This window comes from Enterobacter adelaidei (genome assembly GCF_041937165.1).
In the GTDB taxonomy this organism is placed as follows: Bacteria; Pseudomonadota; Gammaproteobacteria; order Enterobacterales; family Enterobacteriaceae; genus Enterobacter; species Enterobacter adelaidei.
In genome coordinates this window covers 1400630-1417564 of the sequence record NZ_CP154353.1, presented here as the reverse complement: position 1 = coordinate 1417564, position 16935 = coordinate 1400630, and the positions used below count along the sequence as shown (strand labels likewise).

19 protein-coding genes are annotated in these 16935 nt (G+C 55.1%); 13 read left to right on the top strand and 6 right to left on the bottom strand.

What is annotated here, in order from left to right; translation table 11 throughout:
- Positions 1-226 precede the first annotated feature (226 nt).
- The 6 genes from AAHF05_RS06855 to AAHF05_RS06830 all read left to right on the top strand — a co-directional run bounded on the left by AAHF05_RS06855 (position 227) and on the right by AAHF05_RS06830 (position 4418).
- Positions 227-538 (top strand): hypothetical protein, encoded by a 312-nt coding sequence (locus AAHF05_RS06855; protein WP_239664017.1) that lies wholly within the window; start codon positions 227-229, stop codon positions 536-538.
- Positions 539-609: 71 nt separating this feature from the next.
- Positions 610-981, top strand: a complete 372-nt coding sequence (locus tag AAHF05_RS06850; protein WP_239664016.1) for a hypothetical protein — start codon at positions 610-612, stop codon at positions 979-981.
- A gap of 453 nt (positions 982-1434) precedes the next feature.
- Positions 1435-1755 (top strand): metalloregulator ArsR/SmtB family transcription factor, encoded by a 321-nt coding sequence (locus tag AAHF05_RS06845; RefSeq protein WP_049005421.1) that lies wholly within the window; start codon positions 1435-1437, stop codon positions 1753-1755.
- A gap of 40 nt (positions 1756-1795) precedes the next feature.
- Positions 1796-3085: an arsenic transporter gene (locus tag AAHF05_RS06840; RefSeq protein ID WP_129323495.1), complete on the top strand. Its 1290-nt coding sequence runs from the start codon at positions 1796-1798 to the stop codon at positions 3083-3085.
- A 12-nt stretch (positions 3086-3097) separates the two neighbouring features.
- Entirely contained in the window at positions 3098-3529 is a 432-nt protein-coding gene (gene arsC / locus AAHF05_RS06835) for a glutaredoxin-dependent arsenate reductase (protein WP_049005419.1), read from the top strand.
- Between the two features lie 118 nt (positions 3530-3647).
- Positions 3648-4418, top strand: a complete 771-nt coding sequence (locus AAHF05_RS06830; protein WP_129323496.1) for an SDR family NAD(P)-dependent oxidoreductase — start codon at positions 3648-3650, stop codon at positions 4416-4418.
- Here AAHF05_RS06830 and AAHF05_RS06825 read toward each other — a convergent pair.
- Positions 4415-4966: a TetR/AcrR family transcriptional regulator gene (locus AAHF05_RS06825; protein ID WP_129323497.1), complete on the bottom strand. Its 552-nt coding sequence runs from the start codon at positions 4964-4966 to the stop codon at positions 4415-4417. The two genes, AAHF05_RS06830 and AAHF05_RS06825, sit on opposite strands and share 4 nt — an antisense overlap.
- Before the next feature lie 82 nt (positions 4967-5048).
- On the opposite strand from AAHF05_RS06825, the gene AAHF05_RS06820 reads away from it, so the two are divergent.
- Complete coding sequence (locus AAHF05_RS06820) at positions 5049-6263, top strand: MFS transporter (protein WP_129323498.1); 1215 nt, start codon at positions 5049-5051, stop codon at positions 6261-6263.
- Positions 6253-7065 carry a Cof-type HAD-IIB family hydrolase gene (locus AAHF05_RS06815; protein WP_049005416.1) on the top strand — a complete coding sequence of 271 codons (813 nt, stop codon included), beginning with the start codon at positions 6253-6255 and terminating at the stop codon, positions 7063-7065. Before AAHF05_RS06820 ends, AAHF05_RS06815 begins: the two co-directional genes overlap by 11 nt.
- A gap of 58 nt (positions 7066-7123) precedes the next feature.
- On the opposite strand, the gene AAHF05_RS06810 is transcribed toward AAHF05_RS06815, so the two are convergent.
- Positions 7124-8356, bottom strand: a complete 1233-nt coding sequence (locus AAHF05_RS06810; protein ID WP_049005415.1) for an MFS transporter — start codon at positions 8354-8356, stop codon at positions 7124-7126.
- A gap of 168 nt (positions 8357-8524) precedes the next feature.
- Between AAHF05_RS06810 and AAHF05_RS06805 the strand changes: the two genes are divergently transcribed.
- The 3 genes from AAHF05_RS06805 to deoR all read left to right on the top strand — a co-directional run bounded on the left by AAHF05_RS06805 (position 8525) and on the right by deoR (position 10696).
- Positions 8525-9253 (top strand): phosphatase PAP2 family protein, encoded by a 729-nt coding sequence (locus AAHF05_RS06805; RefSeq protein ID WP_129323499.1) that lies wholly within the window; start codon positions 8525-8527, stop codon positions 9251-9253.
- Between the two features lie 7 nt (positions 9254-9260).
- Positions 9261-9869, top strand: a complete 609-nt coding sequence (gene ybjG / locus AAHF05_RS06800; protein WP_129323500.1) for an undecaprenyl-diphosphate phosphatase — start codon at positions 9261-9263, stop codon at positions 9867-9869.
- Positions 9870-9937: 68 nt separating this feature from the next.
- On the top strand, positions 9938-10696 hold the full coding sequence (gene deoR, locus AAHF05_RS06795) for a DNA-binding transcriptional repressor DeoR (protein ID WP_028019333.1): 759 nt from the start codon (positions 9938-9940) through the stop codon (positions 10694-10696).
- A gap of 39 nt (positions 10697-10735) precedes the next feature.
- On the opposite strand, the gene dacC is transcribed toward deoR, so the two are convergent.
- Positions 10736-11941, bottom strand: coding sequence for a serine-type D-Ala-D-Ala carboxypeptidase (gene dacC / locus AAHF05_RS06790; RefSeq protein WP_049005413.1), 1206 nt, complete (start codon positions 11939-11941; stop codon positions 10736-10738).
- A gap of 241 nt (positions 11942-12182) precedes the next feature.
- On the opposite strand from dacC, the gene AAHF05_RS06785 reads away from it, so the two are divergent.
- Positions 12183-12809 carry a glutathione S-transferase family protein gene (locus tag AAHF05_RS06785; RefSeq protein ID WP_028019335.1) on the top strand — a complete coding sequence of 209 codons (627 nt, stop codon included), beginning with the start codon at positions 12183-12185 and terminating at the stop codon, positions 12807-12809.
- On the opposite strand, the gene AAHF05_RS06780 is transcribed toward AAHF05_RS06785, so the two are convergent.
- Positions 12810-13928, bottom strand: coding sequence for a PQQ-dependent sugar dehydrogenase (locus AAHF05_RS06780; RefSeq protein WP_049005412.1), 1119 nt, complete (start codon positions 13926-13928; stop codon positions 12810-12812).
- 106 nt (positions 13929-14034) lie between these two features.
- The gene (bssR, locus tag AAHF05_RS06775) at positions 14035-14418 is read right to left on the bottom strand and encodes a biofilm formation regulator BssR (RefSeq protein WP_028019337.1); all 384 of its coding nucleotides are present in this window, start codon (positions 14416-14418) and stop codon (positions 14035-14037) included.
- 216 nt (positions 14419-14634) lie between these two features.
- Here bssR and rimO point away from each other — a divergent pair, with 216 nt between their 5' ends.
- On the top strand, positions 14635-15960 hold the full coding sequence (gene rimO, locus AAHF05_RS06770) for a 30S ribosomal protein S12 methylthiotransferase RimO (protein WP_028019338.1): 1326 nt from the start codon (positions 14635-14637) through the stop codon (positions 15958-15960).
- A gap of 63 nt (positions 15961-16023) precedes the next feature.
- On the opposite strand, the gene gsiD is transcribed toward rimO, so the two are convergent.
- The gene (gene gsiD, locus AAHF05_RS06765) at positions 16024-16935 is read right to left on the bottom strand and encodes a glutathione ABC transporter permease GsiD (protein WP_028019339.1); all 912 of its coding nucleotides are present in this window, start codon (positions 16933-16935) and stop codon (positions 16024-16026) included.

The following is a 16935-nucleotide window of genomic DNA, read 5'->3' as shown; positions in this document are numbered from 1 at the left end:
CACTCTAAATTGAACTCATCTATTCTCACTTTAAACTCCCGATAAATCATATTTAGGTTAAAAAATATCAAGTCATTATCCTAAAAATCCCTTGTTTTTCATAAACATGATCTGTTTAGAACTTCCATACAAGCTACGAGAATAATCTGGAGCGGATAGAAACATACTATGGAGGAGATAGGGATGCGATTTTCAAGCTCAGTAACGGCAATGCCGGTCTTAGGGAATGCAGCAAAAGATCGCTCAATTGAGCTTAAGCGCGAGGCCAGTAGGCATGTACCATTCTGAAGAGATCATCCGCCAGCTTCAGAGCCAAAAAATACTGGCCATGAAGCTGGACCAGGCGGTACGCGCGGTAGGTGAAGAGGTAAAGAGCCACCTGAGTAATATCGGGGCCGGTGCCCAACGCCTGCTGTACTACACTTCCTGCTTTACTGATGAATATTACGATGTATGCACCAGACAAAACCTGGAGGACGCTCGCTTTCGAAAAGGCATATTCCACCTCGTTTCTCGCTGGACATCGTCTTTGACCTAATCAACACGTACGTTGAAGAGCTGGTTAAGAATTATTCACCGGAAGAATTATCAGCGATAAAGCATGCTCTAATGCGCGCGAACGTTCACATATCCACCAGCACGCTAACCTCGTATTCATTCTCTGCAGGCGTTGCATCGACTATTTGCCTCTATGTGACCCTCCCACCTTCAGGGTTAAAGGTCGTTTCAGGATTAACGGGTGCAGCTATTGGCGGGTTGGGGATATATGGGATTGTGCAAAAGGCCGCTGACAGCGCTCACCGCTTGCAAGTGATGCATCCCGCCTACTATCAAGCGTTGTACCTGCGAGAACTGGAAATGATGTATTTCCTGGTGGAACCTGCGTTTATGCGAGCGGGCGTACTAACCCAGCAATGGACTGACAGTCAAAGCCCTTATGATGCTGCTGACACGATCCTGAAGCTCATGGGCAGGCACTAATGAGCTTTCTAAGACGCTGGTTCAAATCTCAGGCCCAGTTTTTCTTCTGGACCTATATACCCATCATCCTCACGTTCATTTTTGGCTATGTCCTTGACGTTTATTTCCCTGAGGTTAGCCAGGGATTCATCCTCCTGTTTTACCTGGTCACACTGGGGCTGGCTTACTGGATATGGCATTGAGGACCATAAAATCTACCGTGTCACCTGGAACGATCGCTGTTGCGCATAAGCACAGAAGGGCGTTGAAACTGAGCAGGTAAAAAGAAACTGTTCCAGGGGACGGTTTCTTTCCCATGACTGTCAGGGGGGGCCGGGCAAGCCATAAAGACTATTTTGGTCTTCTACAAGCCCCCCGGATTTTTTTCTATCCTTCCTGCTTTTCACTCTTCTCTCTCCAGCCAAAGACATATATGATTTAATGCATATGACAAAAGACATTCAGGATGACCGAATGCTCCACCCGCTCCAACTCTTCAAAACCCTCTCCGACGAAACGCGGCTCTCCATCATCATGCTGCTCCGCGAAGCGGGCGAGCTGTGCGTTTGCGATCTCTGCTCCGCGACCACCGAGTCGCAGCCGAAAGTCTCCCGCCATATGGCGTTGCTCCGCGAGTCCGGGCTGGTTATTGATCGCCGGGAAGGGAAATGGATCCATTACCGTTTATCCCCCCACATGCCTGCATGGGCGGCAGCCATTATCGACAACAGCTGGAACTGCCTGCGGGAAGAGACGCGTGAGAAGCTGAAAAACAGACTTCCAGGTTCGTGCTAATCAATACACATTCACAAAAACAGATATGATGGAGTAAGCAATGTTTCTGGCAGGGGCAATTTTTCTGTTTACGCTGGTACTGGTTATCTGGCAGCCAAGGGGACTGAGTATCGGCTGGAGCGCGACCATTGGTGCCGTGCTGGCGCTGGTCAGCGGTGTGATCCACATTAATGATATTCCGGTGGTCTGGAATATTGTCTGGAATGCGACGGCCACGTTTATCGCCGTCATTATCATCAGCCTGCTGCTGGATGAGTCTGGCTTTTTCGAATGGGCTGCGCTGCACGTCGCCCGCTGGGGGAATGGCCGGGGGAGATTACTTTTTACGTATATCGTGCTGCTGGGCGCGGCGGTGGCGGCGCTCTTTGCCAATGACGGTGCAGCGCTGATCCTGACACCTATCGTGATTGCGATGCTGCTGGCGCTGGGGTTCAGCAAACAGGCGACGCTGGCGTTTGTGATGGCGGCAGGGTTTATCGCCGATACCGCCAGCCTGCCGCTGATTGTCTCTAACCTGGTCAACATTGTGTCAGCCGATTTCTTCACGCTGGGGTTCAGCGAATATGCCTCGGTAATGATCCCGGTAGATTTAGCCGCGATTGCCGCCACGCTGGTGATGCTGCATCTGTTCTTTCGCAAGGAAATTCCGCCGAAATATGACCTGTCGAAGCTTCGGGAACCGGCACGCGCTATTACCGATCTGCCGACGTTCAGAACGGGCTGGATCGTCCTGCTCCTTCTACTGGTCGGCTTCTTTGTGCTTGAACCTCTCGGCATTCCGGTCAGTGCCATCGCCGCAGCTGGCGCGCTAATTTTATTTGCCGTCGCCAAACGCGGACATGCGATTAATACCGGAAAAGTGCTGCGTGGCGCACCGTGGCAGATCGTTATCTTCTCCCTGGGGATGTATCTGGTGGTGTACGGCCTGCGCAATGCCGGGCTGACGGACTATCTCACAGGCGTACTGAATAGCCTGGCCGGTCACGGGCTGTGGGCCACCACGCTGGGAACCGGGTTCATCACTGCGTTCCTGTCATCCATAATGAACAATATGCCCACGGTACTGATTGGCGCGCTCTCCATTGATGGCAGTACGGCAACAGGATTGATTAAGGACGCGATGATTTACGCCAACGTGATTGGTTGCGATCTGGGGCCGAAAATCACACCTATCGGCAGCCTGGCGACCCTGCTCTGGCTTCATGTACTGGCGCAGAAAAACATGACGATTACCTGGGGCTACTATTTCCGGACGGGCATCATTATGACGCTGCCGGTCCTGTTTGTGACGCTCGCCGCGCTGGCGCTACGTCTCTCCTTCACACTGTAATGAGCCACTGATATGACCCACATCACCATTTACCACAACCCCGCCTGCGGTACCTCGCGCAACACGCTGGAGATGATCCGCAACAGCGGCACGGAGCCAGAGATTATCCTCTATCTGGAAACCCCACCGTCCCGTGAGAAGTTGACCACTCTGATTGCCGATATGGGGATTTCTGTTCGGGATCTGCTGCGTAAAAACGTGGAGCCCTATGAACAGCTCGGCCTGGCCGAAGATAAATTCGCCGACGAGCAGCTGATCGACTTCATGCTGCAATACCCGATCCTGATTAACCGTCCGATCGTCGTGACGCCGCTGGGCACTCGCCTGTGTCGTCCTTCTGAAGTCGTCCTCGACATCCTGCCTGATGCGCAAAAAGGGGCATTTACGAAAGAGGATGGCGAAGCCGTCGTTGATGCCAGCGGGAAAAAAATCTCACAAAAGTAACCCATTGATAATGGCGCAGTAAGGCTTGCATGCGGCATACCCCACCTACCGGCTGAGTTGCATCAGCCGAAACCCGGCACATACTTTTGAGGGTTAAGTCTGGTGAGGGTATGCGGATATGGGCTTTAAAAACAAAATCGCGGTCATCTTCGGCGGCAGTGGCGCCATCGGCAGCGCTGTGGCACATGCTCTGGCGCGCGAGGGGGCTGAAGTGCACCTCGCTGCACGCACCTCTACCAGGCTGGAACACGTTGCCAACAGCATTCGCAACGCAGGCGGGTCTGCCAGCGCATTTATTTTCGATGCGCTGGATGAGTTCGCGCAGCTTCCTGAGCTTGCCCACATTGATATTGTCGTCAACGCCACGGGCTTTATGCACGATCAGGGAAAACGCCTTGACGCATTAGCCCTTAGCGAATTCAGGCAGGGTTTTGATCCCTTCCTGACCGCGTACTTTAACATCGCCAAAGCTGTTTCACCCCTCATGGGCGGCGAACATGGCGGAACCCTGATTACCGTCGTCGCGCCCGCCGCGAATATGGCGATCTCCGGGCACCTGGGGCATATCGTTGGCTGCGCGGGAACAGAGGCGTTTACCCGGGCGCTTGCCGCAGAACTGGGCGTTAAAAATATTCGCGTCGTGTGCGTGCGTTCGCACGCGATTGCCGACGCGGTGCAGGCAGGTTCGTATGTCGGTGCCATTTTCGCCGCTAAGGCGCAGGAGATGGGGATTACGGTCGAGCAGTTTCTCGGTGGTGCCGCGCAAAGTACCCTGACGCATCACCTGCCCACGCTGGCACAGGTAGCAGACACGATTACGTTTCTGGCCTCAGATGCGGCAAGCGCCATCACGGGAACTACCGTCAATATGACCGCGGGCGCAACCTAGCAGCCGCCCTCGCCCGCAATTCTGCCCACCATCACCCGGATCTCCTCCCGGGTTAACGGCGCCCGGTCGGTGACATAGTGCAGCGTCATCCCTTCGATAAACGCGTCCAGCGCGCGAGTGGTGACCGGGTCAAACCACTGCTCAAGCGTGGTCTGGCTCATCTTCATCCAGTCCTGCATCACCGTTTTGAGCGCCGCGCTGCGGTGCATAAAGGCGTAGAGTTGATACATCAGCGCCATGTTGTGCGGCGTCGTCACCTGCGAACTGTGGATCAGCGTGGTAATGGCTTCACACGCCATTTCGGGCCCGGTGACACCCGCGAAGAAATCCCGGTACTGTTGCGACATCTGCCGGGTAAACCACGTGAAAGCTTCCTCCAGCAGCGGCTCCATACCGTCGAAATAGTAGGTCATCGACCCCAGCGGCACACCTGCACAGGTCGCGATTTTACGGTGCGTGACGGCATGAATACCGTGCTCAGCGATGGTGTCCAGCGTCGCCTGCAGGATCTTCTCCCGGCGATGAGGATCGTTCGGTGGTCTGGTCATAAATTCCTCACGTGATTTGTGTACAAATGTACACAAACTTGCTAGTGTTGTCGCTATTGTTGTACTTCCGGTGCTAATCTCAATGACTCTCGCCTCCCCTCGTCGAACTCTGCAGCTACGCCTGTGGGCGCTGTTTATGTTCTTCTTCATTCCCGGCCTGCTGATGGCCTCCTGGGCCACGCGTACCCCCGCCATTCGCGATATTTTGTCCGTTTCTACTGCCGAGATGGGTATTGTGCTGTTCGGTCTGTCGATAGGCTCTATGAGCGGCATTCTTTGCTCGGCGTGGCTGGTGAAGCGCTTTGGTACACGAGCGGTGATCCGCACCACCATGTGCTTTGCCGTGTTCGGGATGGGGGTACTGAGCGTTGCGCTATGGTTTGCCTCACCGGTTCTGTTTGCCCTGGGGCTGACAATATTTGGCGGCAGCTTCGGCTCGGCGGAAGTGGCGATAAACGTTGAAGGGGCGGCGGTCGAGCGCGAGATGAACAAAACCGTGCTGCCGATGATGCATGGCTTTTACAGCCTTGGCACGCTGGCCGGTGCGGGCGTGGGGATGGCGCTGACGGCCTTTGGCGTCACTGCGAATCTGCATATCCTGCTGGCAGCACTGGTTTGTATCATTCCAATTTTGACCGGCATCCGGGCAATCCCTGACGGCACTGGTAAGAACTCCTCGGATGAACAACATTCGGCGGAAAAAGGGCTGCCTTTCTACCGCGATATTCAGCTGATGCTGATCGGCGTGGTGGTGCTGGCGATGGCTTTCGCGGAAGGTTCCGCCAACGACTGGCTGCCGCTGCTGATGGTGGACGGCCACGGCTTTAGCCCGACCTCCGGCTCGCTGATCTACGCCGGGTTTACGCTGGGGATGACCGTAGGGCGCTTTACCGGCGGCTGGTTTATCGATCGCTACAGCCGCGTGGCGGTGGTTCGCGCCAGTGCTCTGCTCGGAGGGCTGGGAATTGCGATGATCATCTTTGTGGATGTGGACTGGATTGCCGGCGTGTCGGTCATCCTCTGGGGGCTGGGTGCATCACTCGGCTTCCCGCTGACCATTTCGGCCGCCAGCGATACCGGCCCGGATGCCCCAACGCGCGTCAGCGTGGTAGCGACCACGGGCTACCTCGCTTTCCTGGTCGGGCCGCCGCTGCTCGGTTTCCTCGGCGAGCACTACGGGCTGCGCAGCGCCATGCTGGTGGTGTTAGGGTTAGTCATCATCGCGGCGCTGGTGGCGCGCGCGGTGGCAAAGCCGGAAACGAATCAAACGACACTGGAGAAGGGATATGAGCGTTAAACTGATCGCCGTCGACATGGATGGTACTTTTCTGAGCGATGCCAAGACCTATAATCGCCCGCGTTTTCTGGCCCAGTATGCGCGCATGAAGGCGCAAGGAATTCGCTTCGCCGTCGCCAGCGGCAACCAGTACTATCAGCTGATCTCCTTTTTTCCGGAGATCGCGCATGAAATTGCATTTGTCGCCGAAAATGGCGGCTGGGTCGTAAGCGAAGGTGAAGATATCTTTAACGGTGAACTGTCGAAAACCCATTTTGAGACCGTCGCGAGTGTCTTAAACGACGTTCCGGGCATTGAGATTATTGCCTGCGGGAAAAGCAGCGCGTATACGCTGAAATGCTATGACGAGGGCTTTAAGGAGATCGCGGCGAAGTACTATCACCGTCTCGAAATGGTCAGTGATTTTGACAACCTGAACGATATTTTCTTCAAGTTCGGGCTTAACGTGTCTGACGATGAAATTCCGCGGATTCAGGCGCTGCTGCATGAAAAACTGAGTGACATCATGGTGCCCGTCACGACCGGGCACGGCAGCATAGACCTGATAATCCCAGGCGTACATAAAGCCAACGGCCTGCGGATACTGCAAAAACGCTGGGGCATAGACGATAGCGAAGTGGTGGCCTTCGGCGACAGCGGCAACGACGTGGAGATGTTGCGCCAGTCCGGGTTCAGCTTTGCGATGGCGAATGCCGGACCGCATATTAAAGCGGCGGCGCGTTTTGAAGCGCCGCATAATAACGAGGAAGGGGTTTTAAACGTGATTGAGAAGGTGTTGAACGGGGAGGCACCGTTTAATTAATACCGTGCTGTCTGGTGCCCTCACCCTAACCCTCTCCCACAGGGAGAGGGAATTAGACTTAAGGCTGCAGGGCGTTTCCGACGCGTTTGTCTTTCAGGAACACCACCATCAGTCCAACCCATAGCACGCCGTTGGCGAGGTTAAACAGGCTGAACAGTCCGTTGCCGCCCATCGCGTAAGCATGCTTGCTCACTTCGATACCGACGGTAAAAATTAGCATCTGCAACATCCCCATCGCCGCGGACACCGTACCTTTACTCATCTCGCTGGCAAACAGAGTCAGGCGTACCAGCCCGGCATTCGCCACACCAATCCCGAACGCATAAATGCTTAACCCTGCGGTCATCCACAGATACGCATGTGATGACACCACGGTCGCGACCGCCGCGACAATCAGCCCCGCAGCAATCGGCCAGCCGCCCATAATAATCAGCGAACGCACGGTGCGGCGTGACGTCAGACGTGCCAGCACCAGGTTACCTATTATCAACGCGCCGAAAATCGGCACCTGCAGCAGGCCATACTCGTAGCTGCTGAGCTTTTCACCGCTGATGATAATGACCGGAGACTGCGCAATCCACGCCAGCAGCGGCAGACTGACGAACCCCGTCGCCAGCGCACCCGCGACAAATCGTCCATTCTTCAGGACTTCTTTGTAATCCCGGCCCAGCTCTTTGAGCGAAAGTTTCTCGCCGATGCGGGTAGCGGTTTCCGGCATCGCACGGTGCAGGCCAAAGAATGAAATGGCGGCGAGAACCGCAAAGAGCACAAACATCCCTTCCCATGGCGCAACGTGCACCCACGCGGCCCCCACCAGCGGGCCGAGCAACGGGGCGATCAGCGCCACGTTCGCCATTAGCGCGGTAATTTTGATACACACCGCCTCTTCAAACGATTCCTGAATGGCGGCATACCCCACGGCGCCGATAAAGCACAGGCTCACCCCCTGCAGGAAACGCAGCAGGGTAAATTGTTCAATATTTTGCGCCAGCAACGTGGCGAGACAGGTGACGATAAACCACACCACGCCCGTCAGCATCACCGGACGGCGGCCAATACGATCCGACAGCGGGCCTAACAGCCACTGTAAAAACATGCCGCCGGCCAGATAGGCGGTCATGGAGGTCGGCACCCACTCGATTCCCGCGTTGTACTGTTCCACAACGGCCAGCATACCGGGCTGGATCATATCGTTGCCGATATAGGTAGAGAATTCGTAGAGCACCAGACACAGAGGAAAAAGCAACGCCTGACGACCCAGACGCGCTCCAGAAGAAGAACGGTTTAACATGCAATCTCTTTTTAATGACAAAATCGCGACGAGTGTAATGAAATGCCCCAGCCCGAGATAGTGATTTATCGAGGATAAACAGAAATAAGGCACATATCGTCTTCGTTTAAGGTTTCCTTAAGTTGACAGATTTATGATAGCCCCATTATTCGTCAACGACCCCAGATTATGGCACTCACTTCCAGCCGTTCAGAATTATCTAACTTACAGACAAATAAGACAAAACAACTTTACCGCTTACCGGCCCGCTTTTATGGTTACCAGCTTCTGGTCCTGATAGCCCTTGCCGTGCTGTTTACGTGGTTATCCCGCGATGAAACGCTCGACAAATGGGTGACCGGCTTTTGGTACGACGCGGCGACACAGAGTTTCCCGCTGCAGAAAGACCATCTGCTGGATCTGCTGAACCACCGCATGGCGAAGTATATCGCCATCGCCTTAGGTGCCGTGGCGCTGTTTTACGGCGCTTACAAGCGTAACGCAAGACTGGTTACGGCTGCGTTGTTGATGGGACTTGGCGCGCTGGTGGTTGGCGTACTGAAAAGCGTAAGCCATCACAGCTGCCCGTGGGATCTGGTGGAATATGGCGGTAAGGCTATTTCTTATCCCCTGTTCAGTTCCGTCCCTGCAGACAGTGGTCCCGGGCGTTGTTTCCCCGGCGGTCACGCGTCCAGTGGCTTTATGGTAATGGGCCTGTTTTTTGCCTTCTGGCGCGAGCGTCCACGTCTGGCATGGTCCTTTGTCTTACTTGGCGTGGTGTTAGGCCTGGTGATGGGTTATGGCCAGGTGATGCGAGGCGCACATTTCTTATCTCACAACCTGTGGGCTGGGTGGTGGGTTTGGTTTTCCCAGGTGGTGGTCTATGGCCTTGTTTCCACCCGGTTTGCTAAAGAGTAACGACATTATGTTAGAGCAATTGAACTACGGGCTGTTTTATCTGATTAACGCTACCCCGGCATCGCCGGAGTGGATGATTGATATCGCCACCTTTTTTGCCAAAGATCTGATCAGTATCGTTCCTGTGCTGGCCGTGATCCTCTGGTTATGGGGCCCGCGCAATCAGGTCGTCGCGCAGCGTCAGCTGGTTATCAAAGTCGCGATGGCCCTTGCGGTAAGCGTACTGATGAGTTTTGCACTGGGGCATCTGTTCCCGCACGATCGTCCTTTTGTTGCCCACGCTGGCTATACCTTCCTGCATCATGCACCTGATGACTCCTTCCCGAGCGATCACGGCACGGTGATTTTCACCTTTGCACTGGCATTCTTGTTCTGGCATCGCCTGTGGTCTGGTGCACTGCTGATGGTGGTGGCGGCAGCTATTGCCTGGTCGCGTGTTTACCTGGGCGTGCACTGGCCGCTGGATATGGTCGGCGGTTTCCTGGTGGGGCTGATGGGTTGCGTGAGTGCAGCTATCCTGTGGAGCCTCTTTGGTGAGGCGCTCTACCGCAGGATCTCCCACCTCTATCGTATCCTCTTTGCGATCCCGATCCGCAAAGGCTGGGTGCGTGACTAACCCTGGCTCAACAGGTTACACTTGAACCCCCGCCCTGCGGGGGTTCACTTTTTCCACGACGAGGTTCTATGGAAACACGACGCGATGACCGCATAGCTCAGCTGCTACAGGCGCTGAAGCGCAGCGATAAGCTGCATCTGAAAGAGGCTGCCACGCTGCTTGGCGTCTCCGAGATGACTATTCGTCGTGACCTGAACAGCGATAGCGCGCCCGTCGTGCTGCTGGGTGGGTATATTGTGCTGGAGCCACGCAGTGCCAGCCACTACCTGATTAGCGATCAAAAAACGCGCCTGGTTGAAGAAAAACGTAAAGCCGCACGGCTGGCGGCTTCGCTGGTACAGCCGCATCAGACGCTGTTTTTTGACTGCGGCACGACTACACCGTGGATAATCGAAGCCATCGACAGCAGCATTCCTTTCACTGCCGTGTGTTATTCGCTGAACACCTTTCTGGCACTTCAGGAGAAACCCGAGTGTCGGGTGATCCTCTGCGGCGGTGAATTTCACGCCAGCAACGCCATTTTTAAACCGCTTAATCTCCAGGACACGCTCAGCAATTTGTGCCCGGATATCGCGTTTTACTCCGCTGCGGGCGTCAATGTCCGGCAGGGCGCGACCTGCTTTAATCTGGAAGAATTACCGGTGAAACACTGGGCGTTAAGCGCAGCGCAGTATCATGTCCTGGTAGTGGACCACAGCAAGTTTGGCAAGGTGCGCTCGGCGAGAATGGGAGAGCTGGCGCAGTTCGATGCCATCGTCAGTGATTGCCGTCCGGATGATGAGATAGTCTCCCATGCGAAGGCGCAGCAGGTGAAGTTGATGTATTGAGGTTGTGCCGGGTAAGCGCAACGCCACCCGGCAAAAAACTTAGCTAAACCAGCTGCCAAACCAGCTATGGAATTTCATTAATACAAAATCCCACATCCGGCTGAAGAAGCCGCCCTCTTCGACCGCCTCCATCACAATCAGCGGACGCTGTTCAATCGACTTGCCGTTAAGCTGGAAATCAATCGTCCCCACCACCTGGCCTTTTTTCAGCGGCGCGGTGAGCTGCGGTTCAGTCAGGGTATAACTGGCTTTCAGGTTTTTAAGCTGACCGCGTGGAATGGTCACCGAACCAGCCTCACCGGCCCCCAGATTCACTTCGTTCTTGTCACCAAACCAGACGCGCTGGTTGACGAAGGTGGCATCCGGTTTAATCGGCGTCACCGTTTCAAAGAAGCGGAAACCCCAGGTCAGTAATTTTTCTGATTCGTTAAAACGGATACGGTCGGTTTTGGTCCCCAGTACCACCGAGATCAAACGCATGTCGCCCTGGGTTGCGGAGGCCACCAGGTTGTATCCCGCCCCGGCAGTGGTACCTGTCTTCATCCCGTCCACGTTGACGTTGCTGCTCCACAGCAGGCGGTTGCGGTTCGGCTGACGAATTTTATTGAAGGTAAACTCTTTCTCTTTATGGATAGCGTATTCATCCGGCACGTCGTGGATCAGCGCTTTACCCAACAGCGCCATATCACGGGCGGTGCTGAACTGGCCCGGCGCATCAAGACCGTGAACGGTTTTAAAGGTGGTGTTGGTCAGGCCCAGCTTTTGCGCATAGCCATTCATCAGGCCGATAAATGAATCCTGACTGCCGGCGACATAATCCGCCAGCGCGATACAGGCGTCGTTACCGGACTGGATAATCACCCCTTTATTCAAATCAGAAACGGAAACCTGATCGCCTGGTTTGAGGAACATCACTGATGAGCCCCTCAGCGCCGGGTTGCCGGTCGCCCAGGCGTCCTTCCCGATGGTGACCATATCATCAAGCTTGATCTTGCCTGCTTTTAACGCCTGGCCGACCACATAGCTGGTCATTATTTTGGTCAGACTGGCTGGATCGAGTTTCTCATCCGCATTGCCTTCCGCCAGCACTTTACCGCTGGAGTAGTCCATCAGGATCCAGGCGCGCGCGTCCACCGGCGGCGCTTCGGGCGCAGCCTGCTCAGCTGCGTAAAGAGTTGGTGCAAACAGGAAAAGGAGCGCAGAGCCTGTCGCAAGGCTGCGCAGAGAAGTCATTTTTCGCGTCATAAATGCCACCCGAGTGTCCATTCAAAAATTACGTCACATCACCGTGTCGCAAGAAGCGATGAGTAATAGCGCACTAAAACCGTTAAAGAAACCCAACGAGGGTAAAGTTATTAAAGTTTATGCAATAACATTCAGATACGCTTTGATTAAGGCGATTTTTTTGTCTTCTGTTGCGTAATTGTTAGGTTTATCTCACCATGGCAAAAAGCTGACTCGGATTCACATCTCATCGGGAGTAAATATGATTACGCTGTGGGGCAGGAACAATTCGACCAACGTTAAGAAAGTGCTCTGGACACTGGAGGAGCTGGATTTACCGTTCAATCAAATCATGGCTGGGTTATCGTTTGGTGTGAACAAAGAGGCCGACTATCTGGCCATGAACCCGAACGGCCTGGTGCCGCTGCTGCGCGATGATGAAACAGACGCGACGCTTTGGGAGTCCAACACGATTGTGCGTTACCTTGCGGCTCAGTACGGCCAGGGTCGCCTGTGGGTAGAAAATCCGGCTCGTCGTGCTCAGGGTGAAAAGTGGATGGACTGGGCGAATCAGACGCTTTCGCCAACCCATCGCGTGATCCTGATGGGACTGATCAGAACACCAGAAGCCGAACGTGATTATCCCGCCATCCATGCCGCACAGGATGCCTGTGAAAACCTGTTTGCCATGATGGATGACGAACTGGCGAAGCACAAATGGTTCTCCGGTGACGCATTTGGTACAGGCGATATCGCCGTCGCGCCGTTCGTCTGGAACCTGACCAACATGGGCCTGAAGTGGACGCCGCGCCCTCACCTCGAGCGCTGGTTAAAGCAGCTTAGCGATCGTCCGGCATACCGTAACGTTGTGATGATCCCGGTAACCTGATTACGTTCCGGACGGGCTGACTCTCAGCAGTTGCCCGTCCGTCTCATCGGTCAGGACATACAGATACCCATCCGGTCCCACCCTCACATCACGGATACGCTGCTCCCGGTCGCCCAAAATCCGCCCGTCTTCAGTCACTTTATTGCCGCTCACGCTCAGCACAATAACGTCCTTTTCCTTCAGTGCGCCGATAAACAGTTTGTTTTTCCACTGTGGAAAGACGTCGCTGTTGTAGAACGCCATACCGCTCACGGCGGGCGAAACTTTCCAGACAAACAGCGGTTTTTCGGTTCCCTCAACGTGCTCACCTTTGGCTTCCGGAATTTTCAACCCGCTGTAATTAATGCCGTGCGTTGCCAGTGGCCAGCCGTAGTTTTTTCCTCTCTCCGGGATATTGATTTCATCTCCGCCGCGCGGACCATGCTCGTTAAGCCACAGCGTGTCGCTCCAGGGATTCATCGCCATCCCCTGCGGGTTACGAATGCCATAGGACCAGATTTCAGGCCGCGCGCCAGAGGTGTTCACGAACGGGTTATCCGCAGGCACTTTGCCGTCCTCCGTCAGGCGCACCACTTTGCCCTGCAGTTTATCCAGATCCTGCGCCGTCGGACGCTGATTGTTCTCACCGAGCCCAATAAAGAGATAGCCTTTACCATCGAACACCAGTCGTCCACCAAAATGGTTCCCGGTAGAGAGTTTCGGCATCTGGCGGAACACCACCTGGAAGGCTTCAATGCGCGTCAGATCGTCGCTCAATCGGCCATAGCCCACCGCAGTTCCGGCTTTGCCGTCACTCCCTGCTTCGGCGAAGCTCAGCCAGATGCGGCGCGATTTTTCAAAATCCGGGGCGAGAGCCACGTCCAGCAATCCTCCCTGACCGTTTGCCCATACCTTCGGCACGCCGACAATCGGAGCGGAAAGCCCGCTCCCGGCCTGCCAGTGTTTGAGTTGACCTCCCCTGAGGGTCACCAGCAGCCCTTTATTATCCGGCAGAAACGCCAGAGACCAGGGATGATCGAGTCTGTTTTGTAACACCTCGACGTTGACCGCGACCGGTGCAGCAAGAAGAGAAAATGAAAATAACAACGCAGGCAGGAAAATCAACGAGGATCGAGGCATAACGCGCTCCTTTAACGGCATATGGCTTAAAGGTTAGCCATAACGCCCGGGCACGTTATCACTTTTACAAAAGCTTAATCAGAAGGGGGAGTTGCCTCCCCCGGATTCAGTACTGTTCGAGCTTGTCGTGCTCGTTCAGACACATGATGCAAAGAGAGAGCGTTGTCAGGCAGTTTTCAAGCTTCTCCGCGTTAACAGCGATAAAATTCGGGCAGTCGTGGCGTCCGTTCATCAGGCACACCCCTGCAATGGAGAGCACCTCAGCGGCGCGACGGAGCGCTATCAGCTCACTTTCGCAGTATTCCGCTTTCAGGGTCGGTGCTTTTTCACGCATAAAATTACACAGTTCAAACAGATTATCACGCAGATGTTCGCTTTCGCTGACTGACATATACCCTTTTGCCTTCCTCAACTGCAGGTACGCGGCCAGGTCGATTCGGGCGTTGATCAGCTTGTTCAGCAGATCGCGTTTCAGTCTGTCAACGGACATTCTCTTTCCTCCTCTGTCAGCCATTTTGCATATTCAGAGTAAGGTTATTTTTTGTACAATTTAATGCCTCAGATCAATAAAACATAACTGATTAACATCATTTACAATGTTACAACACCAGCCAACCGCATCCACCTTGCAAAGAGTGTATAAATCCCCCGCGATACGCTGTAAAATCCCGCCCTGATAACTCCATAATTGATGAATTTTTAACCTATGAGCAATGTTACGCACCAGCCGAAAATCGGCTTTGTCTCCCTGGGCTGCCCGAAAAACCTGGTGGATTCCGAACGTATCCTGACCGAACTGCGCACCGAGGGCTATGACGTGGTGCCAAGCTACGACAACGCCGATATGGTGATCGTTAACACCTGCGGGTTTATCGACAGCGCGGTTCAGGAGTCGCTGGAAGCCATCGGTGAAGCCCTGACTGAAAACGGCAAAGTGATTGTGACCGGCTGCCTGGGCGCGAAAGAGGATCAGATCCGCGAAGTGCACCCGAAAGTGCTGGAGATCACCGGCCCGCACAGCTACGAGCAGGTGCTGGAACATGTTCATCACTACGTGCCAAAACCAAAACACAACCCGTTCCTGAGCCTGGTGCCAGAACAGGGTGTGAAGCTGACCCCACGCCACTACGCGTACCTGAAAATTTCTGAAGGCTGCAACCACCGCTGCACCTTCTGCATTATCCCGTCCATGCGTGGCGATCTGGTGAGCCGTCCAATTGGCGAAGTGCTGGCGGAAGCGAAACGTCTGGCCGACGCGGGCGTGAAGGAGCTGCTGGTCATCTCCCAGGATACCTCGGCCTACGGCGTGGACGTTAAGCACCGCTCCGGTTTCCACAACGGCGAGCCGGTGAAAACCAGCATGGTCGGCCTGTGCGAGCAGCTGTCTAAACTGGGTATCTGGACGCGTCTGCATTACGTCTACCCTTACCCGCACGTTGACGACGTGATCCCGCTGATGGCGGAAGGTAAGATTCTGCCGTACCTGGACATCCCGCTGCAGCACGCCAGCCCGCGTATTCTGAAGCTGATGAAACGTCCTGGCTCCGTTGACCGCCAGCTGGCGCGCATCAAGCAGTGGCGTGAAATCTGCCCGGAACTGACCCTGCGTTCCACCTTTATCGTCGGCTTCCCGGGTGAAACCGAAGAAGACTTCCAGATGCTGCTCGACTTCCTGAAAGAAGCGCGTCTGGACCGCGTTGGCTGCTTCAAGTACAGCCCGGTAGAAGGCGCAACCGCCAACGAGCTGGCGGACCAGGTGCCGGAAGAGGTGAAAGAAGAGCGCTGGAACCGCTTCATGCAGCTGCAGCAGCAGATCTCTGCCGAGCGTCTTCAGGAAAAAGTGGGTCGCGAGATCATGGTCATCATCGACGAAGTTGATGAAGAAGGCGCGATTGGCCGCAGCATGGCGGATGCCCCTGAAATCGACGGAGCGGTGTACCTCAACGGTGAAACCAGCGTTAAGCCGGGTGATATTATTCGCGTGAAAGTTGAAAACGCGGACGAGTATGACCTGTGGGGTAGCCGGGTTTAATCTCCCCACTCCGCTTTTGTATGCCGGGTAAGGCGTAGCCGCCGCCCGGCACATTTCACTGCACTACCCCTTAATCCTCGGATCCAGCGCGTCGCGCAGCCCGTCACCCAGCAGGTTAAACGCCAGCACGGTCAGAAAAATCGCCAGGCTCGGGAAGATCGCCACGTGCGGTGCAATCACCATATCTGCCCTCGCCTCGTTCAGCATTGCGCCCCACTCCGGCGTCGGAGGCTGCGCGCCTAATCCCAGAAACGACAGGCTGGCCGCCGAGATAATCGACACGCCAATACGCATGGTGAAATAGACCACGATGGACGACACCGTACCCGGCAGAATATGGCTGAACAGGATGGTGGCGTCGCTGGCCCCCATGCTGCGGGCCGACTCGATAAACGTCTGCTGTTTCAGCACCAGCGTGTTGCCGCGCACCAGACGGGCAAAGGCCGGAATGGAAAAGACTGCCACCGCAACGATCACGTTCGCCATGCCGCTGCCCATGATCGCCACCACCGCAATCGCCAGCAGAATACCCGGGAAGGCAAACAACACATCGCAGATACGCATGATGATGCGGTCCCACCAGCCTTCGTAATACCCGGCAACGAGACCCAGCACGGTACCAATGGCCGCGCCGATCAGCACCGCGAACACTCCGGCGGCTAGCGAGATCTGCGCCCCTACCAGCACGCGACTAAAAATATCGCGCCCCAGCGAATCCACCCCAAACCAGTGCATCATGGAGGGACCGTCATTCAGCCGGTCGTAATCAAAATAATTTTCCGCATCAAACGGCGCTATCCACGGGGCAACGATCGCCAGAATGATGAGCAGTAGCACAAATAACCCCGCAGTCATGGCAACCGGCTGACGGCGAAAGCGCCGCCAGAATTCGGACCACGGCGTGCGGATATGTTCCGGTTTGAGCCCCGGCATAGCGTTTAAAACGGCCTGACGTCGCCAGTTTAACAATCGCAT